Annotated in this window: 17 protein-coding genes; 4 read left to right on the top strand and 13 right to left on the bottom strand. The window is 63.4% G+C overall.

The genetic code is table 11. The features are described from left to right. Nucleotides 1–49: 49 nt before the first annotated feature. The 6 genes from B0G81_RS14240 to B0G81_RS14265 form a co-directional block, all read right to left on the bottom strand. On the bottom strand, nt 50–1,507 hold the full coding sequence (locus tag B0G81_RS14240) for a heavy metal sensor histidine kinase (RefSeq protein WP_134136523.1): 1,458 nt from the start codon (nt 1,505–1,507) through the stop codon (nt 50–52). Then, nucleotides 1,504–2,190, bottom strand: a complete 687-nt coding sequence (locus B0G81_RS14245; RefSeq protein WP_064269182.1) for a heavy metal response regulator transcription factor — start codon at nt 2,188–2,190, stop codon at nt 1,504–1,506. Before B0G81_RS14245 ends, B0G81_RS14240 begins: the two co-directional genes overlap by 4 nt. A 124-nt stretch (nt 2,191–2,314) precedes the next feature. Then, nucleotides 2,315–3,811 (bottom strand): efflux transporter outer membrane subunit, encoded by a 1,497-nt coding sequence (locus B0G81_RS14250; protein WP_134136526.1) that lies wholly within the window; start codon nt 3,809–3,811, stop codon nt 2,315–2,317. Continuing rightward, nucleotides 3,808–5,031: an efflux RND transporter periplasmic adaptor subunit gene (locus B0G81_RS14255; RefSeq protein ID WP_134136531.1), complete on the bottom strand. Its 1,224-nt coding sequence runs from the start codon at nt 5,029–5,031 to the stop codon at nt 3,808–3,810. Before B0G81_RS14255 ends, B0G81_RS14250 begins: the two co-directional genes overlap by 4 nt. Before the next feature lie 48 nt (nt 5,032–5,079). Further along, entirely contained in the window at nt 5,080–8,310 is a 3,231-nt protein-coding gene (locus B0G81_RS14260; protein ID WP_134136535.1) for an efflux RND transporter permease subunit, read from the bottom strand. A gap of 321 nt (nt 8,311–8,631) precedes the next feature. Next, on the bottom strand, nt 8,632–9,066 hold the full coding sequence (locus B0G81_RS14265; protein ID WP_012427720.1) for a VOC family protein: 435 nt from the start codon (nt 9,064–9,066) through the stop codon (nt 8,632–8,634). A gap of 144 nt (nt 9,067–9,210) precedes the next feature. On the opposite strand from B0G81_RS14265, the gene B0G81_RS14270 reads away from it, so the two are divergent. The 3 genes from B0G81_RS14270 to B0G81_RS14280 all read left to right on the top strand — a co-directional run bounded on the left by B0G81_RS14270 (nt 9,211) and on the right by B0G81_RS14280 (nt 11,315). Then, nucleotides 9,211–10,095, top strand: coding sequence for a LysR family transcriptional regulator (locus B0G81_RS14270; protein WP_134136539.1), 885 nt, complete (start codon nt 9,211–9,213; stop codon nt 10,093–10,095). A gap of 164 nt (nt 10,096–10,259) precedes the next feature. Then, on the top strand, nt 10,260–10,898 hold the full coding sequence (locus B0G81_RS14275; protein WP_116123801.1) for a LysE family translocator: 639 nt from the start codon (nt 10,260–10,262) through the stop codon (nt 10,896–10,898). A 69-nt stretch (nt 10,899–10,967) separates the two neighbouring features. Then, nucleotides 10,968–11,315: a hypothetical protein gene (locus B0G81_RS14280; RefSeq protein ID WP_134136541.1), complete on the top strand. Its 348-nt coding sequence runs from the start codon at nt 10,968–10,970 to the stop codon at nt 11,313–11,315. A gap of 49 nt (nt 11,316–11,364) precedes the next feature. Here the strand turns inward: B0G81_RS14280 and B0G81_RS14285 are convergent, their stop codons facing one another. Further along, nucleotides 11,365–13,077, bottom strand: a complete 1,713-nt coding sequence (locus tag B0G81_RS14285; RefSeq protein WP_134136542.1) for a SulP family inorganic anion transporter — start codon at nt 13,075–13,077, stop codon at nt 11,365–11,367. Between the two features lie 491 nt (nt 13,078–13,568). Between B0G81_RS14285 and B0G81_RS14290 the strand changes: the two genes are divergently transcribed. After that, the gene (locus tag B0G81_RS14290) at nt 13,569–14,426 is read left to right on the top strand and encodes a PA4780 family RIO1-like protein kinase (RefSeq protein ID WP_116147963.1); all 858 of its coding nucleotides are present in this window, start codon (nt 13,569–13,571) and stop codon (nt 14,424–14,426) included. A gap of 55 nt (nt 14,427–14,481) precedes the next feature. Here the strand turns inward: B0G81_RS14290 and B0G81_RS14295 are convergent, their stop codons facing one another. From B0G81_RS14295 to B0G81_RS14320, 6 genes are all read right to left on the bottom strand, one after another. After that, nucleotides 14,482–15,525 (bottom strand): substrate-binding domain-containing protein, encoded by a 1,044-nt coding sequence (locus tag B0G81_RS14295; RefSeq protein ID WP_134136544.1) that lies wholly within the window; start codon nt 15,523–15,525, stop codon nt 14,482–14,484. Nucleotides 15,526–15,575: 50 nt separating this feature from the next. Next, nucleotides 15,576–16,739 carry an ABC transporter ATP-binding protein gene (locus B0G81_RS14300; protein WP_208328533.1) on the bottom strand — a complete coding sequence of 388 codons (1,164 nt, stop codon included), beginning with the start codon at nt 16,737–16,739 and terminating at the stop codon, nt 15,576–15,578. Between the two features lie 4 nt (nt 16,740–16,743). Continuing rightward, a complete protein-coding gene (locus tag B0G81_RS14305) occupies nt 16,744–17,661 on the bottom strand; it encodes a carbohydrate ABC transporter permease (protein ID WP_134136546.1) in 918 nt (305 codons plus the stop codon). Next, nucleotides 17,661–18,608: a sugar ABC transporter permease gene (locus B0G81_RS14310; protein WP_134136548.1), complete on the bottom strand. Its 948-nt coding sequence runs from the start codon at nt 18,606–18,608 to the stop codon at nt 17,661–17,663. Before B0G81_RS14310 ends, B0G81_RS14305 begins: the two co-directional genes overlap by 1 nt. 9 nt (nt 18,609–18,617) lie before the next feature. Then, nucleotides 18,618–19,856: an ABC transporter substrate-binding protein gene (locus B0G81_RS14315; protein ID WP_134136551.1), complete on the bottom strand. Its 1,239-nt coding sequence runs from the start codon at nt 19,854–19,856 to the stop codon at nt 18,618–18,620. Between the two features lie 85 nt (nt 19,857–19,941). Beyond that, on the bottom strand, nt 19,942–21,354 hold the full coding sequence (locus B0G81_RS14320; RefSeq protein WP_134136554.1) for a GH1 family beta-glucosidase: 1,413 nt from the start codon (nt 21,352–21,354) through the stop codon (nt 19,942–19,944). Nucleotides 21,355–21,594: the final 240 nt, after the last annotated feature.

The raw sequence follows: 21,594 nt of genomic DNA on the forward strand, positions 1-21,594 counted from the left end.
GCGACGAGCCGCGAGACGACCTTCGAACGCCGCTGCGGCATCTGCCGATTCAGGCTGACTTGCTCTTCACCAGTGGCGGATAACCGGTTCCGTCAGCAGCCGCACCCGGATTCGAGCGCGCCGCCGGCACGCCGGCTTCCGTCGGCGAAACCGCCGCGACCGAAAACACAAAGGTGTTGATGCCGTGCGCGCTTTGCGCGGACACGCTGCCGCGATGCATCTCCGCGATCGCTTTCACGATCGCGAGCCCGAGGCCGTGATTTTCGCGGCTATTCGTGCGCGAGACTTCCGCGCGGTAGAACCGGTCGAACAGATGTTCGAGCACATCCGGCGAGATCGGCTCACCGGGATTGGCCACCGCCACGCGCACCTGACTCTCGTCACTCACGATCGTCACGCTGATCTCGGCGTCCGGCTCGCAATGCTGGATAGCGTTCATCAACAGATTCGTGCAGGCGCGGCCGAACAGCGAGCGGTTCACGCGCGCCATGGCGTCGCCGCGCAATTGCGCATGCACCCGCGCTTCTTCGAGCGGTATCTCCAGAAACTCCAAGGTATGCGCGACTTCCGCGGCCAGCGACACGTCGACGAGACCTGTTGCGCGCTCGCCCTGATCGGCGCGTGCGAGAAACAGCATGTCGTTGATGATCGCCCGCATGCGCTCGTATTCTTCGAGATTCGATTGCAACGTGTGACGCAGATCGTCGACCGAGCGATTGCGTGTCAACGCGACTTCCGTCTGGCCAATCAGAATCGTCACCGGCGTGCGCAGTTCGTGAGCCACGTCCGCATTGAACGATTCAAGGCGGCCATACGCGCCGTCGAGCCGCTCCAATGCACCATTGAAGGAGTTGGCCAGGTCGTTCAGTTCGAGCGGCAGCGAGGCCGTATTCAGACGCTGCGAGCGGTTATTCGGACTCACGGCGGAAGCGTCGCGAGTGAGGCGCGTGAGCGGCGCGAGACCGAGCCGCGTGACCGAATAGCTGAGCAGCAACACGCCAAGACTGCCGAGCGCCGACAACGCGGCGAGCGCCGAGCCGAACACGCGCATGGTGCGCACATTGGGCGAATAGCTCGCGGCCACCTGCAATTGCACCGCCGGACGCGCGCCGTAAGCGGGAATCGTCACCGTGGAGGTCAGCATGTCCTGGCCGCCGCCCGCCGGCGTCACGCGCGCATAGCCGCCGGCCCAGCTCGTGACCACCGAGCCGCCGACCGGCGTGCCGTAATGGAAATACGGATCGGTGCTCGACACCGCGTATACCGTGCTGCCGTCGTGCGGCGTCATGTCGGTAAGCTTTTCGCGCGCCATGCGCCACTTCTCCGGCGTCACGGCGTGATACACGATGATGCGCGCGATCTGCGTGCGGTCGTCGAGCGACTCGCGCAGATGGTGTTCGAGCTGCGTGCGCAGCACCAGAAAGAGGCCCGTGCCGACCAGCGTGAACACGAACAGCGCGACCAGCGCGAACATCAACGCGAGGCGCCGGGCAATCGACCTGTTCATGGCTGCTCCGCCTCTTCACGCACTTCGAGCACGTACCCCATGCCGCGCACGGTATGCAGCAGTTTGGAGGGGAACGGGCCGTCGAGCTTGGCGCGCAATCGCTTGATCGCGGTCTCGACCACGTTGGTATGGCTGTCGAAGTTGACGTCCCAGACGAGTTCGGTAATCGCGGTCTTCGACAGAATGTCGCCTTGCCGGCGCGCCAGCACGCTGAGCAGCTGGAATTCCTTGGCGGTGAGATCGAGGCGCACGCCGTCGCGCGTCGCGCGCCGGCCGATCAGATCGACGAACAGATCGCCGACGGAAATCAGCGTCGACTCCTGCGAGCGCGTGCGGCGCGCGAGCGCATGAAGCCGCTCGACCAGTTCGAGAAACGAAAAGGGTTTGGTGAGGTAGTCGTCGGCGCCTTCGCGCAGGCCGCGCACGCGGTCGTTCACGTGATCGCGCGCGGTGAGCATGATGACCGGCGTGGACTTGCGCATACGCAGCGCCTTCAGCACGCTGAAGCCGTCGCGTTTGGGCAGCATCACGTCGAGGACGATCACGTCGTAATCGAATTCGGTGGCCAGATGCATGCCTTCCTCGCCGTCGAGCGCAACGTCGACGACCCACCCCTGCTCTGTCAAACCGGAGCGCAGGTAGTCCACCACCTTGTGCTCGTCTTCAACAATCAGCAATTTCATGCGCGTCCCCTTGTATGTGCATTATACGAAACGCCTTGCAGTCGTCTTGCGCACCGCCGCGTGCTCCCACTGCTGCCCTGCTGCTGCCCCTGTTACCGCCCCGGTTGCTTCATGATCCGCTAGCTCACCGCGCGGGAGCCATCGCCTCCTTCGTGTCGCCGGGCTGCGTGCCCGCGGGCGTATTCGACATGTCCGTGCCGACGTCCCAGCCGCCGCCGAGCGCCTTCACGAGCGAGACTGACAGCGTCATCTGTTGGCCGTGAATCTGCACGTCCTGGCGCTCGCTGGTAAGCAGCGACTGCTGGGCGGTGATCACGTCGAGGTAAGCGACGAGGCCGCCCGAATAGCGGTCGTTGGCGAGCGTCAGCAGACGCTGCGCATCGGTGACGGCCTCGCTCGACTGCTTCGCCGCGCCGTCCAGCACGGACAGTCCGGTGATGCAGTCCTGCACCTGCTGGAACGCGGTGAGCACGGTCTGGCGGTAGTTCGCCTCGGTGGCCTTGTAGCCTTCGCTCGCGAACTTCACGTTGGCCGCGCGGCGGCCGCCGTCGAACAACACCTGGCCGACTGCCGCGCCGAGCGTCCACATCAGCGTCGGCGCGCTCAGCAGGCTGGCGAACTGCGTGCTTTCCCAACCGATGCTCGGCGCCAGCGTGAGACTCGGGAAGAACGCCGCCCTGGCGACGCCGATCTGCGCGTTCGCCGCGGCCATCGCGCGCTCCGCCGAGGCGACATCCGGCCGTCGCTGCAACACGTCGCTGGGCACGCCAAGCGGAATCGACGGAACCTGAACCGCGAGCACCTTGGGCTCGATCGAAAACTGCGGTGCGGGCACGCCGACCAACGCAGCAATCGCATGTTCGAACTGCGCCCGCTGATTCAGCAGCAGTTGCGCCTGCACGCGCGTCGAGTCGAGCAGCGACTTCTGTTGCAGCACATCGAGCCCGGACACCGAACCGAGATCATGTTCCGTGGTGACGTAGTCGAGCGCCTTCTGCTGCAGTTTCACCGACCGATTCAGCACGTCGATCTCGGCGTCGAGTTCACGCAGCGAGAAATAGTCGCTGGCGACATCGGTGGTGAGCACGAGCCGCGCGTTGGCCAGATCATCCGCCGATTGCTGCGCGGAAGCCGTCGCGCCTTCCACTTCGCGACGTATCCGGCCGAATAGATCGGTGTCGTAGCTGATCGTGGGGCCGAGCTGCACATTGTTTTGCACCGTCGACGTCGTGGGCGTGCCGTAATTCGTTCGCGGACGGTTCTGCGAAATCCGGAAGCGCGATCCCTGCGCCGCGAAATCGACTTCGGGAATCTGCTGTGCGCGGTTATTCGCGAGCGTCGCCCGGGCCTGCTCGTAATGCGCGCTGGCCGCGACCAGCGTCTGATTCTGCGCGAGCGCCTGCGTTTCCAGCGTGGCGAGCGTCGGATCGCTGAACCCGCTCCACCAGTCCGGCGAGATCGGCGCATGAGACGGCACGGCCACGCGCCAGTACGAATCGGTTTGCCAGCTGGGCGGCACCTCGGCCTGCGGCCGCTCGTAATTCGGCCCGACCGTGCACGCGGCCAGCAACGCCGCGCCCGCCAGCGTCGTCAGCGCACGGCATGTGGCCACGTGCTTCACGACGCCCCCTTGCGGTTGGTTTGCGGCTGCTGGATCTGCACGTGATCGCCGTCCGCGATCGAATCGCTCGGGTTGATGATGATCTTGTCGTTCGCCTCGACGCCGCTTTCGATTTCGAGCGACTGTCCGAGATCCTGCGCGATCACGATCTTATGCAGCCGCACGTTGCCCTTCGCATCGACCACCGCGACGCGCGGGCCTTCAGCACGAAACAGCAAAGCATTGCCCGGCACCGTCAATCGCGCATGCGCCGAGGCCGGCACCGCCACCTGGACATACGCGCCGGGGCGCAGCTTGTCGTCCGGATTCGGCAAGGTCACTTCGATCTGCAGCGAACGGGTGGGCACGTCGATCGCGCCGGAAATGTGCGTGATCGTGCCGTGGAATTGCTGGCCCGGCAGTTCGGCCTGCGTCACCACCACCTTCTGCCCCGCCGACACGTTTTGCGCATACGCCTGCGGCAATTGCACATAAACGCGCAGCGGGTCCGACTGCGCGAGCGCGAAGAGCGCGCGGCTCGTGCCGCTGCCCGCGTCGATCAGGTCGCCGACATCCACATTGCGTTGCGTGACCACGCCCGCGAACGGCGCCACGATCCGCTTAAACGATTCGAGTTGCTGCAGGCGCTTGACGTTGGCGTCGGCGGCGGCAAGATTGGCGACGTCTTGCGTATAAGTGCTCTGCCGTTCGTCGAGTTCCTGTTGCGAGACCGCATCGCGCTGACGCAATTGCTGCCAGCGGTCCAGCGAGCTCTTCGCGAGGCCGAGGCTCGAACTGGTTTGCTGGCGCTGCGCCAAAGCTTGCGCGAGTTCCTGATCGATTTCCGGCGTATCCAGATCGGCGAGCAATTGGCCCTGCTTCACTCGCGCGCCGATATCGGCGTACCAGTGCAGCAGATAACCGGTGGAGCGCGCAAAGATCGGCGATTCGACGTAGCCGCGCAGCGTGCCTGGCAGCAAGGTATCGCCGCCGCCTTCAGTCTGGGTCGGGCTCACCACGTTCACATACTGCGTGGCGTTCTGCTTCGTGGTCTCCGCCACCGCATGGTTTTGCATGATGTTGGCGATCACGGTGCGCAAGGCCCCGACGGCCAGCAGCGCCAGCACGATCCACACGGCGATTTTGGCGCGCTTCCATTCTTGATGGCGCGGTGGCAAGGCGTGACCGCCTTCCGTCTCTCGCGCAGGAATCGCTAGCGATGCATGAGTTTTTTCGGTCATCTCAGTCAGCCATCTCAGTCAGCCATATCAGTCAGCCGTCGTTTAACTTTACGCGGGCTTGCCAGCGGCGCCGTGCTCGGGCGCGGGGCCGTCGTCGTGGGAACTCGTGTGATTCGCGCCGCCATCGTCATCGCCGCCGCGGTGGCGGCGCGCGAGGCGGGAGTGAATCGCCGCGAACACCAGCGGCACGAAAAACAGTGTGGACACAGTGGCGAACAGCAAGCCGCCGATCACCGCGCGGCCGAGCGGCGCATTCTGCTCGGCGCCTTCGCCCAAACCGAGCGCCATAGGAATCATGCCGATGATCATCGCGAAGGCCGTCATCAGCACCGGCCTGATCCGGCTTGCGCCGGCTTCGAGCGCGGCGGTCAGCGGCGGTGCGCCGGCGGACAGACGCTGGCGCGCGAACGACACCATCAGAATACTGTTGGCGGTACCCACGCCCATGGTCATGATCGCGCCGGTCAAGGCCGGCACGCTCAGGTGCGTGCCGGTCAGGAACAGCATCCACACAATGCCCGCCAGCGCCGCGGGCAACGCGCTGACGATGATCAACGGATCGACCCACGACTGGAAGTTCACGACGATCAGCAGGTACACCAGCACGATCGCCATCGCCACGCCGAGTCCCAGACCGAAGAACGAACTGCGCATGGTCTGCACCTGGCCGCGCACGGTAATCTGACTGCCGCGCGGCAGCGACGCGCGCACGTTGTCCACCAGCTTGTCGACCTGATTCGCCACACTCCCCAGGTCGCGCTTCTCGACGCTCACATACAGATCGATCACCGGCCTGATGTTGTAGTGCGTGACTTCGGCGAACTGCGTCTGCGGTGCGACCCGCACCAGGTTGCCGAGCAGTTGCGTCGGGCCGCTGGCCGAACCGGAGACCGGCGTGCGCAACAGTTCGTCGATCGACGACACCTGGTACTGTGGCGTTTGCACCGCGACGTTGTATTCCACGCCGTTGCGGTTGTTGAACCAGAAACCCGGCGATGTTTGCGAACTGCCCGACAACGAAATGAGCACGTTTTGCGCCACATTGCTTGCGCTCAGATTGAGTTGCTGAAGCCGCGTGCGGTCCATCTGAAGATTGATCGCCGGTTCATCCAGCTTCTGCTGTATATGCGTGTCCACTGTGCCGGGAATCATGCGCACCTGTTTCAGCAGCTTGCGCGCAATGTCGAAGTTGCCCTCCTGATTCGCGCCGGAAATCTGCACGTCCACGGCGGCAGGCAAACCGAAGTTGAGAATCTGCGTGACGATGTCGGCCGGCTGAAAGAAAAACTCGACGCCCGGAAAGCGCTGCGGCAGAATCGCGCGCAATTTGTCCATGTAGATTTGCGTGGGCTTGTGATCTTCATTGAGCGCCACCTGGATCTCGCCGTCGAGCGTGCCGATCGTGCCCGCATTGCTGTACGAAAGATTGATGCCGCTATAGGGCAAACCGAGATTGTCGAGGATGGTGCCGAGTTCTTTCTGCGGCACGACCTCGCGAATCACCTTTTCGACTTCGTCGGCGAGACGCGCGGTTTCCTCGATGCGCGTGCCGGTCGGCGCACGCATATGCAGGCGAATGTCGCCGGCGTCCACGCTCGGGAAGAAGTCTTCGCCGAGCACGAAAATCAGGCCCATCGAGACGACGCAAAAGCCGAGGAACACGCTGCCGAACATGCCGCGACGCACCAGCAAGCTGCTCAGAATCATGATGTAGCCGGCGCGCATGCGCTCAAAGCCACGATCGAAGCGGTGATAGAGGCGCATGAACAGACCGGGCTTCGCACCCTGCTTCGGCTTGTGCGCGTGCCCCATCAGCAGCATCGCGAGGGTCGGCACCAGCGTACGCGAGAGAATGTACGACGCCAGCATGGCGAACACCACCGCTTCGGCGAGCGGCACGAACAGATAACGCGCCACGCCGGTCAGGAAGAACATCGGTACGAACACGATACAGATACAGAGCGTGGACACCAGCGCCGGAATCGCAATTTCACCCGCGCCGTCGAGAATCGCGTCGTGCAGATTCGTGCCCATATGCAGATGCCGTTCGATGTTCTCGATCGTCACCGTGGCATCGTCCACCAGAATCCCGACCGCCAGCGCGAGACCGCCGAGCGTCATGATGTTGATGGTCTGCCCGAGCGCATGCAGCGCGATCAGCGAGGACAGGATCGACAGCGGAATCGAGATCGCGATAATGCAGGTGCTGCGCCAGTTGCCGAGGAACAGCAGGATCATCGCGGCGGTCAGCGCGGCGGCGACCAGCGCCTCGCGCACCACGCCCTGCACCGCCGCTTTCACGAACACCGACTGATCGAACAATGCAGTGATTTTCAGATCGGGCGGCAATGCCGCTTGTGCGTTCGGCAGCAGCCCCTTCAGCGTATTCACGATGGAGAGCGTCGACGCACTGCCGTTCTTGAGCACCGACATCAGCACGCCGCGATGCCCGTCCTGCCGCACGATATTGGTCTGCGGCGAGAAACCGTCGCGCACATGCGCGACTTCACGCAAATACGTGGTCGCGCCATTGAGCGTGCGCACCGGAATATCGTTGAGCCCTTCCAGCGTGCTGGGCGAGCCGTTCATGTTGATCGTGTATTCCTTCGGTCCGATCTTCGCCGTGCCGGTCGGCAAGATCAGGTTTTGCGCGTTGAACGCGCTGACCACATCGGAAGGGGTCAGGCCTTTGGCAAGCAGCGCGCGCGTGTTCAGGTCGACCGAGATCAGCCGCGACTTGCCGCCATACGGATACGGCACGGCCGCGCCGGGAATCGTCACGAGTTGCGGGCGCAGAAAGTTCAGCGCCGTATCGTTGAGCGCCTGCTCGGAGAGTTTCGGGCTCGACAGGCCGAGCTGGATTACCGGAATACTTGAAGCCGAATAGCTGATCACGAGCGGCGGCGTAGCGCCCGGCGGCATCTGCTTGAGCTGCGCCTGTTCGACGGCCACCGTTTGTGCGATCGCAGTCTGAATGTTCGCGTTCGGCTGCAGGAACACCTTCAGGATCGTGATGCCCGCGAGCGATTGCGATTCGATGTGCTCGATGTCGTTGACCGTGGTGGTCAAACTGCGCTCGTTGACCGAGGTGATGCGGTTGGCCATGTCTTCGGCCGACAAGCCCGTGTAGGTCCAGATGATACTGACCACCGGAATATTGATTTCCGGCAGCACGTCGACCGGCGTGGTGAACAGCACGAACGGCGTCGCCAGCAAGATCAGAATGGCCATCACGATGAACGTGTAGGGCCGCTTAAGCGCAACGTTGACGATCCACATGAAACGCGCCCGAATGAATGCAGGTAAGGGATGGTGAATCAGCGCTTATGCTAGATCGCTAGCACCAACACCTGCATGGCGCCAAAATGGCGGAATTGTCAGGAAGGCTAACGTAAGGAAAAACGGTGCTCGAACTGCGAGGAGTTTGCCGGCAAGCAAACGTTTGATAAGAGAAGATAGCCGGAATTGGGGTGCCGCTTCAATGCGATGTCGCGCGAGCGCGTCGCGAAACATCGCACAGATTGGTTTGCGCGAAGCAAATACTTCACGCGCGTTCAAAGCCTGGTCGATCCTCGACCCTTTGCCACGCCGCTACCGGCGTTACTTCGCAAACAACGCCGACATATCCGCGAACGCCTTGAATTCCAGCGCATTGCCCGACGGGTCGAGGAAGAACATGGTCGCCTGTTCGCCCACTTCACCCTTGAAACGCACATGCGGTTCGATGATGAAGTCGATGCCGGCCGCTTGCAGCTTGTCCGCCGCGGCCTGCCATTGCGCCATCGAGAGCACCGCGCCGAAGTGACGGACCGGCACGGCATCGCCGTCGACCTTGCTGGTATGACGATGACCGATTTCCTCCGGCGCGAGATGCGCGACGATCTGATGGCCATAAAAATTGAAATCGACCCACGCGTCCGAGCTGCGGCCTTCCGGGCAGCCCAGCAGTTCGCCGTAAAACTCGCGCGCGGCGGCAAGGCTATGAACAGGGAACGCCAGATGGAACGGCGGCAAGACGGTATCGGCAACGCTCATGATGGGGAACTCGCTGATTGGAATTGGGTTGAGCGTGCAGGCCTTTTGAAAACCTCACGCGTGAAGCAAAGTTTAACCATGACTAAAAATGTTGAAAAACGATATATATTTTATCTGACTAACACCAAATTCGATCAATCGAAAATGCTAAGCGAACTCAAGACTTTCATTGCCGTCAGCCAGTACGGCACGTTTTCGGGCGCCGGCGCGCGCATCGGGCTGACGCAATCCGCCGTGAGCGCGCAAATGCAACGGCTCGAAGAAGAACTCGGCTTCGCGCTCTTCGACCGCACCGGCCGCTCCGCCACACTCAACGACGCCGGCCGCGAAACGCTCACGCTCGCCGAGGAAATGATGACGCTCTACGCGCGGCTTTCCGAACGTGGCGCGGTCGCGGCGGAAAGCGGCATGCTGCGGGTGGGCGCCATTGCATCCGCGCAAGTGTCGTTTCTCGCCGACGCACTCGCGCGCTTTCGCGACGACCGTCCCGGCTGGCGCATTCGGGTCGTGCCCGGCGTGTCGCTGGGCTTGCTGGGGCAAGTGGACTCCGGCGAACTGGACCTGGCGGTCATCATCAAACCGCCCTTCGCGCTGCCGTCCGAACTCGAATGGCGCACGCTCGTCACCGAACCGTTCGTGCTGCTCGTGCCCAAGGCGCTCGTGCGCGGCAAGGGCGCGGCGCGGTCCTGGCGCGAACTGCTGCGCAGCGAGCCGTTTATCCGCTACGACCGCGGCTCGTTCGGCGGCAGGCTGGTCGACCGGTTTCTGCGGCGCTCGCGGGTCAATGTGCGCGACGTGATCGAGCTGGACGAGTTGCAAGGCATCGTGCAACTGGTCGCGCGCGGTATCGGCGTGGCGCTGCTTCCGAATAGCGCGGGACTCGGCAAATGGCCGGCCGGCGTCGTCGCGATCGAACTCGGCGAGGCGACGTTTCAGCGGGAAATCGGCCTCGTGCAACGTCCGCGGCATAGTCGCCAGGCGGTGGCGGGCGCGCTCGCGGATTGCATCGGCATGGCAGCCGGTGCGTGAGCCCAAGCCGCCGCGTCCGCGCGATTGTGCTGTTGCTGGAGCAACGAACTGTATCTGTGAGATTCTTCCGCCCACGCGCAAAATCTGCGTTCGCGCGACGTCTCGCGCTCCTTACCCGTGTGCGCTGCGAGCCGCACGTCCTGCCCGCCGCCAAGGTCCAGCTCATGATCGCCAGCAGCTTCCTCACCGCCGATGTCCTGATCGCCTACAGCGCCTACTTCGTCGGTACGGCGAGCCCCGGGCCCAGTAATCTCGCGATCATGTCGCTGGCGATGAGCGCGGGCCGCCGTTCCGCGCTCACCTTCGCGCTCGGCGTGGTGTCGGGTTCGTACTTCTGGGCGCTGCTGGCGTCACTGGGTTTGTCGGCGGTACTCGCCACTTACTCGGAGTGTCTGGTGGCGATCAAGATTGCCGGCGGGCTGTATCTGCTGTGGCTCGGCTTCAAATCCGCGCGCTCCGCGTTCCGTCCCAAGGCATTGCCCACGGGCACGGCGCGTGACAACGAACCACTCAAGCGTCTCTATCTGCGCGGCCTGCTGCTGCATCTCACCAATCCGAAAGCGATTCTGGTGTGGCTCTCGATCGTCTCGCTGGCCATGTCGCCGGCCGGCGGCACCTCGCATGCCACGCCGGTGGTGCTCGGCTGCATGTGCATCGGCATGTCGGTGTTCAGCAGCTATGCGGTGCTGTTTTCGACCGCTTCCGCACGGCGCATCTACGCGTCGATCCGGCGCTGGCTGGACGGCTCGCTCGCCATCATGTTCGGCATTGCCGGCATCAAGCTGCTGACTTCGAAAAGCTGAGCGCGTCCGGAGGCGCTCGCCGCTCTGCGATACTGTCGCCGTGACAATTGAAGCGGATAGACGAATACGATGAGCGGCGGTAACGAAGTGAATCCGGCAGCGCAGCGCTCGCCATGGCGCAAGCGGCTCTACCTCGCGGGCATCACGGCATTCGTGGCCGGCGTGATTCTGGCCGTGATCATTTACGCGACCACGCCGCCGCCGGACAGCGCCGTCTCCATGTACAGCGTGGCCGATCCGCGCTATCAGATCGAATTGCAGCGTATTGGCGGCAGTGCGGCGGTGCTGATGGCGCAGCTTCATCAGTGGTTCGACGGGCTGTGGCACGGCACGGCGTTCGCTTATACAGTCGCGGTGTTGGGCGCTGTTATCGCAGGCGTATGTTTCTTCATCGGCTATTTCTTCGCTGACGAATAATCGCGGCGCCGGAAGCTGCGCATCGCGCTGCCCTCGCGCAATCCCGCGCTTACGTGCCCTCTTTCACATGCCGGTCGGGTTTCTCCACACCGGCCGTGCGCAGCGCTTCGTGCAAAGTGTTGAAAATGCAACCTTCTTCGACGATCGGCGTGATGCCGTGCCGGTCCATGTCCGAACGCAAATAGCGGTTCACGCGCGCGAACAATACCTCGATGCCCTGGCTTTTCAATGTCTGGCACAACTCGCCGACCGAGCGTGAGGCCGAATAGTCGATGTCGGTGATCGCGCTTGCGTCGATCACGAAACAGCGCACCTTGCTCGGGGCAAGGTCGATCAGGCGCCGGGTATCGTCGACGAAAAAGTGGTCGTTCGCGTAAAACAGGTCGGCGCCGAAGCGGTAGACGATCAGGCCCGGCGCGGTCTGGACGCCGGGCACGGCGGGCACCGGCACCCAGACGCCGTCGTCGTTGGGGGCGAGAATCATCGTGTGCGGACGGTAGCTGTGGCGCACGTGACGCAGCAGCGAGAGCGCCACCGCCACCAGAATGCCGTGCTCGACGCCAATCAGCACCACGGCCGCCGCGGTGAACACGGCCAGCGCGAATTCGCCAGGGCTCTCCCGGCGAATCGCGAACAAGGTTTTCAGATTGATCAGGCCGATGGCGATCGTAAACACGATGCTGGCGAGAATGCAGTGCGGCAGATACTGCAAAAAGCGGCTGAAAAACAGCAGCACCGCCACCACCACGGCCGCGAAGACCAACTGCGCAAACTGGCTGCGCGTGCCGGCGAGATCGGCCATGGCGGTTTGCGTCGGACTGCCGTTCACCACGAAGGCGCCTGAAAACGCCGCCGCCGCGTTGGCCGCGGCGATGCCGAGCAAGTCGGCGTTGGTATCGACGGGTTCGTGATAACGCTCGGCGAACACACGGCTCGCCGCGGCGCTCTGCGCGACGATCATCACGAAGCAGGACGCCGCCACGGGCAGCAGATCGAGCATCTGCTGCCATGTCACCGACGGTACGCGCAGCGGTGGCAAGCCGCCCGCCACCGGGCCGAGCACGGCAATGCCGTGGGCCGGAAAGCGATACATATCGCTCGCCGCAATACCCGCCACGACCGCGATCAACGGCACCGGCACGCGTGGCAGAAAGCGTTTGCACGTCAGAATGGCGACGACCACCAGCAGCGAAATGGCGAGCGTCGGCCGATGGATCTGGCTAACTTCGCGCACCACCAGCATGACCTGATCGACGCTGCGCGCCGCGTGTCCGCGCAAGCCCAACATGTCGCCGAGCATCGCAATACCGACCTGTACGCCGACGCCTGCAAGGAAGCCGACCAGCACGGTGCGCGACAGAAAATCGGCGAGAAAGCCCAGTTTGAAAATCCGCGCGATGAACAGCAAGGCAGCGGTCAGCAAGGCGACCATCGCGGCGAGCGCGGCATATTCAGCGCTGGAGGCCGGCGCCATGGTGGCAAGCCGGCTTGCGAAGATGGTGGCGGTCGCGGAGTCCGCGGCGACGACCAAATGCCGCGAGGCGCCGAAAAACGCAAAGGCGATTAGCGGCAGAAAGACCGTGTACAAGCCCGTCACAGCCGGCATGCCGGCAATACGCGCGTAGCCGAGCACTTGCGGAATATCCATCGACGCAAGCTGCACACCGGCCAACGCATCACGCGCCGCCGCGGCGCGGTTCAGAGGAAGAACGCCCTTCAGCACGGCGGCGCGTGCCGTGATAGTCGCCAGAAAATCTCGCATCCGCGATACCGCCCTAATCCAGGTTATCGCGCATCGTGCCGCGACTCGGCACTCAAAGGCAAGACCTGTAGCGAGGTCGCCTCAAGAAAGAGAACACGCAGTACGCGCCCGATTGGCGCTGCGGACATCACCCGGCTGACCGACTTACCGCCTGAATTGTCCCGTAGCCGGATGCACGTGCCGCGCGAAACCGAACAACGCGGCAATGCAGATCGGACAGGCAATGAAGAACACGGCCAACATCTCGCACCCCGTAACGTCTTGTTCCCGCGAGTTTACGCGATCGGCATGCGAACTGAACGGGGGAAAACAGCAAATGACTGTGTCGGCAGCGATAACAATCTCGCGCGAGTCCGCAGTCGTTTCACGGCCGCTTTTTATGCTCGAGGCGGTCTCCCCGTATAATCCCGCATGACCCGAATCCCGCATCACCTGCCCTCGCCGCCGGCCGCTTATCGCCGCCGCGCCGACCACCGCTCTTCGGCGGTCGCATGAAAACACCGAAACGTCTGCTCCCGCTCGTCGAAGAAGGCCTGATCGACGAAGTCATCTCCCAGTTGATGAGCGGCAAGGAAGCCACCGTCTACGTGGTACGCAGCGGCGACGCCACGCGCTGCGCGAAAGTCTACAAGGATGCCAAACAGCGCAGCTTCCGCCAGGCTGCGTCCTACCGCGAAGGCCGCAAGGTCAAGAACAGCCGCCAGCAACGCGCGATGGAAAAAGGCAGCCGCTATGGCCGCGAAGTGCAGGAACAGGCCTGGCAGAACGCCGAAGTCGACGCGCTGTTCCAGCTCGCGAACGCGGGCGTGCGCGTGCCGCAGCCTTTTATCTGCACCGACGGCGTATTGCTGATGGAGTTGGTGACCGACGCCGACGGCAACGTCGCGCCGCGTCTGAACGATGTCGAGATGACGGAAGAACGCGCGCTCGAACTGCATGCGCGGCTGGTGAACGAGGTGGTGCGCATGCTGTGCGCCGGCATGATTCACGGCGACCTGTCCGAGTACAACATCCTGCTTGCCGCCGACGGCCCGGTCATCATCGACCTGCCGCAGGCCGTGGATGCCGCCGGCAATCTCGAAGCGCCCGCCATGCTCGAGCGCGACGTCAACAACCTCGCCACGTATTTCGGCCGCTTCGCGCCGGCGTTACTGGAGACCAGTTACGGCAAGGAAATCTGGTCGCTCTACGAAGCGGGCGCATTGCATGTCGACGCCGCGTTGACCGGCCGCGTCGCTCTGGATACCACGCCGATCGATCTCGAAGCCGTGCTTCAGGAACTCGAAGATACGCGCCTCGATGAAGAAGCGCGCCTGCGCTACGAGCAGTCGCTGCGCAGCGGCACCTGAACCTTCACGGGCGGAGGGGTAGCGAGGTCAGCGCTTCCCACCTCGCCGAGAGCAGCTACGACGTGCTGCTCAACCGCGCCGCCTGCGTCGCCCCCTGCGCCGGTCCCACCGACTCCCGCATCGTCACGCTCACCGGAAATTCGCGGAAAATATCCCATGTGGTCCGGTAGCACTGATTGACCAGCCAGCGCACGGCGTTCTGCGTCAGTTCCGCGGTCGGGATATGCACCGAGGTGAGTCCGGGCGCGGCATACGCGGCCGAATAATCGTCGTCGTAACCGATCACCGAGACTTCGCCAGGCACCGAGATTCCCGCCTGGTGAAAACAGGCCAGCGCACTCACCGCCATCGTATCGTTCGCGCAGAACAGACCGGTGAAACGGCGCTTCGTGCCGAGCAGCTTTTGCGCGGCGGCGTAGCCGCCTTCCGGTGAGAAGTCTGACTCGATTAGCGTGACGTCGTCGCGTGCAATGCCCTCGCGCGCCAGCTCGGCGAAAAAGCCCTCCAGACGCATCTGGTTGTCCGAAGAAGTGAAAGGCCCGGAAATCACCGCAATCTCGCGATGCCCGTGATCGAGCAGTGTGCGCGCGGCCAGTTCGCCGCCCCGGTGGTGGTCGGCGCAAAACGACGCCTCCGGCAACTGGTCGAACGCGCGGTTCAGAAACACCATTTTCGGGTGCATCTTGTGCAGCATGATCAGGTCTTCGTCGTGCAGATCGTGGCTGATCACCACCACGCCGTCGCAATCGCGGCCGATCAGAAAGCGCACCGCCTCGATGGCCTGCTCGCGCGGCGAGACTTCTCCGCAGCCGGTCGCCACCACCACGTGACGCCGCACCGCGCGCAGTTCTTCGTCGGTCTGCTTAAGGATCGTGCCGTAGTAGGAACCGAAGAACGTCGGCACGAAAATGCCGACCATGCCGAGCGACTGCGTGGCCATGGCCCGGCCGATGGAAGACGGACGAAAGTTCAACTGTTCGATGGCCGCCTTCACGCGCGCGGCGGCATCGGCTGAGATGGGTCCCTTACCTGAAATGGCACGCGAGGCGGTCGACATGCCCACGCCGGCCAGTGCCGCGACATCTTTGAGTGTTGCCACGCGGATCTCCGTCAAGCATGTTGTATTGTCAGCGACGCCGCGTGCCGGCGCTACAAACGCGCGCCGCCCGCTTCGTCGAACAGAGAGACATGGGTACTGTCGAACGAAAACGCCGCGGTGTCCCCTATCGCCACCGGCGTCTTCGTCTGGTCGATCGATGCGACCTGCACGCCATGATAGTCGAGCCAGATGACGCGGTGGTTGCCCATCGGCTCCACGAGCGAAACTTTTGCGTGTTCGCTCGCGCCTTCGGCCAGCCTCACGTCTTCGGCCCGCACGCCGAGCACGCACGGCAAGCCGTTCGCGGGCGCGATCTTGAACGAGTACGCCGACACGTCGAGCCGCCAACGCTCCGTGCAGAAGTGGAGCGCGCCGTCGCGTGCTTCGAGCGTGCCCTTGAGCAGGTTCATCGCGGGCGTGCCCAGAAACGTCGCGACGAACAGGTTGTCGGGGCGCGCGTAGACTTCGGCGGGCGTGCCAAACTGCTGGATGACGCCGCCGCGCATCACCGCCATGCGAGTGGCAAGCGTCATTGCCTCGACCTGATCGTGCGTGACGTAGATCATCGTCGCGCCCAGGCGCTGGTGCAATTGCTTGAGTTCACGGCGCAGCTCGGTGCGCAATTTGGCGTCGAGATTCGAGAGCGGCTCGTCGAACAGGAACACGTCTGCTTCGCGCACGATCGCCCGTCCGATGGCCACCCGCTGCCGTTGGCCGCCCGACAGTTGCGCCGGTTTGCGCTTGAGCAGCGGTCCGAGTTGCAGCATGTCCGAGGCGCGCGCCACGCGCCGCGCAATCTCCGCCTTAGGCGTGCCGTTGATGCGCAGCGCAAACGACAGGTTGCGCTCCACGCTCATGGTCGGATACAACGCGTACGACTGGAACACCAGCGCGATGCGCCGGTCTTTGGGGTCGGCCCAGGTCATGTCTTCGCCGGCAATCTCGATGCTGCCGTCGGTAACGTCGATCAAACCGGCAATGCTGTGCAGCAAGGTGGATTTGCCGCAGCCGGACGGTCCGAGCAGCACGACGAATTCGCCGGCCCGCACGTCGAGATTCAGATTCTCGATCACCGTGTTCGCGCCGAGTTGAATCGTCAGATTGCGCACTGCGACGTTGGCTGGATTCGTGAGGCCCGCGGCATCCGCCGCATCGGGACTGCTCGCCACACCCGCCATGTCCGCCGCGTTTGCCATATTAGCCACGTTTGTCATCGCCCTATCCCTTGACGGCGCCGGATGCAATGCCGCGCACGAACCAGCGGCCCGAAACGAAGTACACCGCGAGCGGCACCATGGAAGTCAGAATGGTCGCCGCCATATTGACGTTATAGAGGCGCTCGCCGGTCGTCGTATTGATGATGTTGTTCAGTTGCACCGTCATCGGCAGGTTTTTGGTGCCGGCGAAAACTAGGCCGAGAATGAAGTCGTTCCAGATGCCCGTGACCTGCATGATGATCGCCACCACGATGATCGGCGTGGACATGGGCAGCATCAGTTGCACGAAGATGCGCCAGAAGCCGCCGCCGTCGATGCGTGCCGCCTTGAACAGTTCCTGCGGAATCGACACGTAGTAATTGCGGAACAGCAGCGTCATGACCGGCATGCCGAAGATGGTGTGAATCACCACGATGCCCGGCAACGAGCTGAATAGATGCACGCTCGCCAGCACGCGCACGAGCGGATACACCATCACCTGCACGGGAATGAACGCGCCCATCAGCAGCACGCCGAACAGCAGGCCGGCGCCGCGCGGCCGCCAGAACGACAGCGCGTAGCCGTTCACCGCGCCGATCGCGATCGAGAGAATCGTACTCGGCACGACAATGCGCACCGAGTTCCAGAAACCGACCTGAATGCCGTTGCAGTCGAGCCCGGTGCAGGCGGACTGCCACGCGGCGCTCCACGCGCTGAGCGTGAAATGCGCGGGAAATGCCAACAGATTGCCAAGCCGGATCTCGCTCATCGGCTTGACCGAGGTGACGAGCATCACATAGAGCGGCAGCAGGAAGAACAGCGCCGCCGTGAGCAGAAACGCGTAGACGCCGAGCCGCGCCGGGGTGAACGTCGAGCGGCGGCGGCGTTGCTGCGCGCGGCGAGGCGTGCCGCTTTTCAACGGCGGACTGAGCGTGTTCATCACACCTCCTTGCGCAGGGCGGCGCGGCTGCGGGCATAGAAGAACGGCGCGAGAATCGCCAGCACGGTGGCCAGCAACACGATCGACGCCGCCGACGCAAGCCCGATATTGGCTCGGCCGAACAGATAGTCCATGATGAACTTCGCCGGCACTTCGCTCGCCGTGCCGGGGCCGCCTTGCGTCATCGCGACCACGGCGTCGTAGAGCTTCACGACCATCACGAACAGCAGCACGAAGGCAGTGGAGATGGATGGGCCCAGCATCGGCACGACGATGCTCACGTAGACGCGCCAGCGCGGAATGCCGTCGATGCGCGCGGCTTTCCACAACTCGTCGTCGATGCCGCGCAGGCCCGCGAGCAATAGCGCCATCACCAGACCCGAGGCCTGCCACACCGTCGCAATCACGATGGTGTAAATCACCCAGTCCTGATCGACGATCCAGTCGAAGCGCGCGTGCGCGAAACCGAGCTTGTGCAGCACGGCTTGCGCGCCCAGTTCAGGGTTCAGGATCCACTGCCAGACGAGCCCCGTCGCCACGAACGACATCGCATACGGATACAGAAACACCGTACGCAACGCGCCTTCCGCGACCACGCGCTGATCGATGAAGATCGCCAGCAGCAAACCGATCACCATGCACGCCACGATGAAACACGCGCCGTAGATCACGATGTTCTGCAACGACAGCAGCCAGCGGTCGTTATTGAAGAGCCGCGCGTATTGCGTGAAGCCCGCGAAATCGCCGGAAGGAAATGTGCGCGAATTGCTGAGCGACACGCGCGCGGTCCAGACCATCGTGCCCAGATAGGCGAACACGACGGTCACGACCATCGGCAGCAGCGCCAGCCATGCCGCGAACGGAAAACGCTTCTTGAACGGCTTTTTGAGCCGCGCCTGGCGAGCCTTGGACGACGACCCGCCGGCCGGCAGCTTGAGCGCGTGCATGCCGCGCACCTAGCTCTTCAACGCGCTGGCGAACGCTTTCTGCGCGTCGTCGACCGACTGGTTCTTGTTCCAGAAGTTGGTGATGACGTCGATCAACGCGCCCTGCGTGTCAGGCGAGAGCAGCATTTCCGGGTTCGGCAACTGACGCGACTTGTCCTTCATGATCGCAATGCCCTCCTTCGCGCAGATGTCGAGGCTGCCGGCGTCCACGTCGGGACGAATCGGAATCGAGCCTTTCTTCGCGCTGAATGCGACTTGCGCCGACGGCGAGGTCATCACCGTGGCAAGCAGATTCTGCGCCTTGATCGTGGTGGGATTGTCCGTTTTCGGGAACACGAACACGTCGCCCGCGACCAGATACGGCGAGTGCGGACCGAAACCCGGGAAGCAGCCGAAGTCCTTGCCCGCGCTCTGATTGGCCGCCGAGAACTCGCCCTTGGCCCAGTCGCCCATGATCTGCACGCCCGCCTTGCCGGAAATCACGAGCGCCGTGGCATCGTTCCAGTTGCGGCCGGGCGAACCCGGGTCGACGAAATCGTGCAGGCGTTTGAACGACGCCAGCACTTTCTTGAACGCGTCGGATTTCACGGCGTTCATGTCGCGATCGCGGTACACCTTCATGTAGAGATCGGCGCCGCCCACGTCCGCCAGCACCGCGTCGAAGGTGATTTTCTCCTGCCAGGGCTGGCCGCCGAGCGCGAGCGGAATCACGCCGGCGGTTTTCAGCTTGCCGAGATCGGCGATGAACTCGTCATAGCTTTTCGGCTCGTCTGCAATGCCCGCTTTCTGGAACACCGGCTTCGAGTAGAAGAACCAGGCCGGCATATGGATATCGACTGGCGCGGCATAGTAATGTCCCTTCACCTTGATGCTGTCGAGAATCGATTGCGGGAACACGCCGTTCCAGTTCTCTTTCGCGGCGACGTCGTCGACATTGTTCAGCAGGCCCTGGTCGATCAGGTCGTGAAACTGCTTGGACGTATTGAACTGCGCAGCCGTGGGTGGATCGCCGCCGACGATCCGGTTGATCGCCGTGGAGCGCGCCTGATCGGCGCCGGCCACCGCGTTGTCGACCCACTGGCCGCCGGCCTTGTTATACGCATCGGCAAACTGGCGGATCGCGGCCGACTCGCCGCCCGAGGTCCACCAGTGAATCACGTTGGCCTTCAAGGGCGCCGCCTGCGCGACGACGCCATACAACGCCAGTGCCGCAACCACGCCTCGCAAGACCAGTTTTTTGCTGTTCATTCCGTCTCCTCTCGATCATGCAACCAACTTGCGCCAAACCTTGGCGCCCGTGTTTCAAGTCGACATACAAACCAGCTTTCACCTGCTATTCAGTGCGTGCCTTGCGCTCCTTCAGGAATTTCGACACCAGCTCCGCGCTGCGTTTGATCGTGCGTTTCTGGGTAGCGTAATCGACATGCACGATACCAAAGCGACGCTCGTAGCCGAAGGCCCACTCGAAGTTGTCCATCAGCGACCAGAGAAAATAGCCGCGAATCTCCACGCCGGCCTTGATCGCCTGATCGACCGCGGCGAGATGGCGTTTGAGGAACGAGATACGCTGGCTGTCCTCGACCTGAGCGTCGATCACCTTGTCGTCCGAGGCCATGCCGTTTTCCGTGATGTAGACCGGCGGCAGGTTCGCGTAGGTGGCCTTGAATCCCGTCAACAGATCGCGCAGGCCGTCCGGATACACCTCCCAACCCATCTGCGTGCGCTCCACGCCTTCAAGCGGCACATCCTTGAAGCCGTGCGCGCCGTCGCTCGCGACATTGGTGCGGAAATAATAGTTGATGCCGAGGAAGTCCAGCGGCGCGGCGATGGTTTGCATGTCGCCGGCGAGCACCAGCGGCTCGGTGCCCGGCCACAACTCGAACAAGTCCTGCGGGTAGCTGCCCTTGAGCAGCGGATCGAGGATCCATGCGTTGTGCTGGACTTCGAACAGATGCGCCGCGCGCTGGTCGGCGGCGCTCTCGCTGTTGGCCGTGCCGCGTCCGACGTTGGCGACGATGCCGACTTGCGCCGCCGGATCGTTGGCACGCAACACCGGCACCGCGAGACCGTGCGCCAGCAGCAGATGATGCATGGCCTGCGTGGCGTAGCGCGCGTCGGCGAGTCCCGGCGCGTGGTGGCCGTTGCCGTAGCCGAGATACGCCGAGCACCACGGCTCGTTGAGCGTCATCCACGCATCGACGCTGCCGGCCAGTTCGCGGCTCATCAGGTCGGCGTAATCGGCGAAACGGTAGGCCGTATCGCGATTGAGCCAGCCGCCGCGATCTTCCAGGTGCTGCGGCAAGTCCCAGTGATACAGCGTGACGAAGGTCGTGATGCCCTTCTCTTTCAGCCGCGCCAACAGGCGTTGGTAGAAGTCGATGCCTTTGCGGTTCGGCGCGCCGGCCGCGTCCATCACGCGCGGCCAGGCGATCGAGAGCCGGTAGGCTTCAAGGCCGAGGCCGGCCAGCAGGTCGATGTCGGCTTCCCAGCGATGATAGTGATCGCAGGCCACCGCGCCGGTGTCGCCGGCCAGCACTTTGCCGGTCTTCGCCGAGAACGTGTCCCAGATGGACGGCAGGCGGCCGTCTTCGTTCACCGCGCCTTCGATTTGATACGACGCGGTGGCCGCGCCCAGCAGGAAGTTCTTGCGCCACAGCGACGAGTCCGCGGGCGGCGTGAATGGATCGGCGAGCGATGACGAATGGGGAGAGAGAACGTCGGATACAGCGGATGTGTCATTTGCCACGGATTCCTCGCTGAGGTCGTTGAACCGGGTACGGTGGAAGCCGGAACGCCCATCCCCGGGACTTGGGGTGGAAGCGCTTCCACAACACCCGCGAACGATAGCAGCGGCGGATTCGACGCAGCAATCAGGGTTTGTCTGGAGCGATGGCTGGCATGCCCGGCGCGGCGATGCACCGGGCATTGCAAGAGCCTTTATCAGCGGTAGCGCGAATCTGTTGCAAGCGTGGCGAGCGCAATCTCA

The organism is Paraburkholderia sp. BL6665CI2N2 (genome assembly GCF_004366535.1).
Classification (GTDB): Bacteria; Pseudomonadota; Gammaproteobacteria; order Burkholderiales; family Burkholderiaceae; genus Paraburkholderia.

Bases quoted from the DNA above. Each gene is read 5' to 3' on its own strand.
- B0G81_RS14300 (WP_208328533.1), bottom strand. From the start codon at position 16,739: ATGACAAACGTGGCTAATATGGCAAACGCGGCGGACATGGCGGGTGTG.
- B0G81_RS14275 (WP_116123801.1), top strand. From the start codon at position 10,260: ATGATCGCCAGCAGCTTCCTCACCGCCGATGTCCTGATCGCCTACAGC.
- B0G81_RS14280 (WP_134136541.1), top strand. From the start codon at position 10,968: ATGAGCGGCGGTAACGAAGTGAATCCGGCAGCGCAGCGCTCGCCATGG.
- B0G81_RS14270 (WP_134136539.1), top strand. From the start codon at position 9,211: ATGCTAAGCGAACTCAAGACTTTCATTGCCGTCAGCCAGTACGGCACG.
- B0G81_RS14265 (WP_012427720.1), bottom strand. From the start codon at position 9,066: ATGAGCGTTGCCGATACCGTCTTGCCGCCGTTCCATCTGGCGTTCCCT.
- B0G81_RS14315 (WP_134136551.1), bottom strand. From the start codon at position 19,856: ATGAACAGCAAAAAACTGGTCTTGCGAGGCGTGGTTGCGGCACTGGCG.
- B0G81_RS14255 (WP_134136531.1), bottom strand. From the start codon at position 5,031: ATGACCGAAAAAACTCATGCATCGCTAGCGATTCCTGCGCGAGAGACG.
- B0G81_RS14240 (WP_134136523.1), bottom strand. From the start codon at position 1,507: ATGAACAGGTCGATTGCCCGGCGCCTCGCGTTGATGTTCGCGCTGGTC.
- B0G81_RS14290 (WP_116147963.1), top strand. From the start codon at position 13,569: ATGAAAACACCGAAACGTCTGCTCCCGCTCGTCGAAGAAGGCCTGATC.
- B0G81_RS14245 (WP_064269182.1), bottom strand. From the start codon at position 2,190: ATGAAATTGCTGATTGTTGAAGACGAGCACAAGGTGGTGGACTACCTG.
- B0G81_RS14310 (WP_134136548.1), bottom strand. From the start codon at position 18,608: ATGCACGCGCTCAAGCTGCCGGCCGGCGGGTCGTCGTCCAAGGCTCGC.
- B0G81_RS14285 (WP_134136542.1), bottom strand. From the start codon at position 13,077: ATGCGAGATTTTCTGGCGACTATCACGGCACGCGCCGCCGTGCTGAAG.
- B0G81_RS14305 (WP_134136546.1), bottom strand. From the start codon at position 17,661: ATGAACACGCTCAGTCCGCCGTTGAAAAGCGGCACGCCTCGCCGCGCG.
- B0G81_RS14260 (WP_134136535.1), bottom strand. From the start codon at position 8,310: ATGTGGATCGTCAACGTTGCGCTTAAGCGGCCCTACACGTTCATCGTG.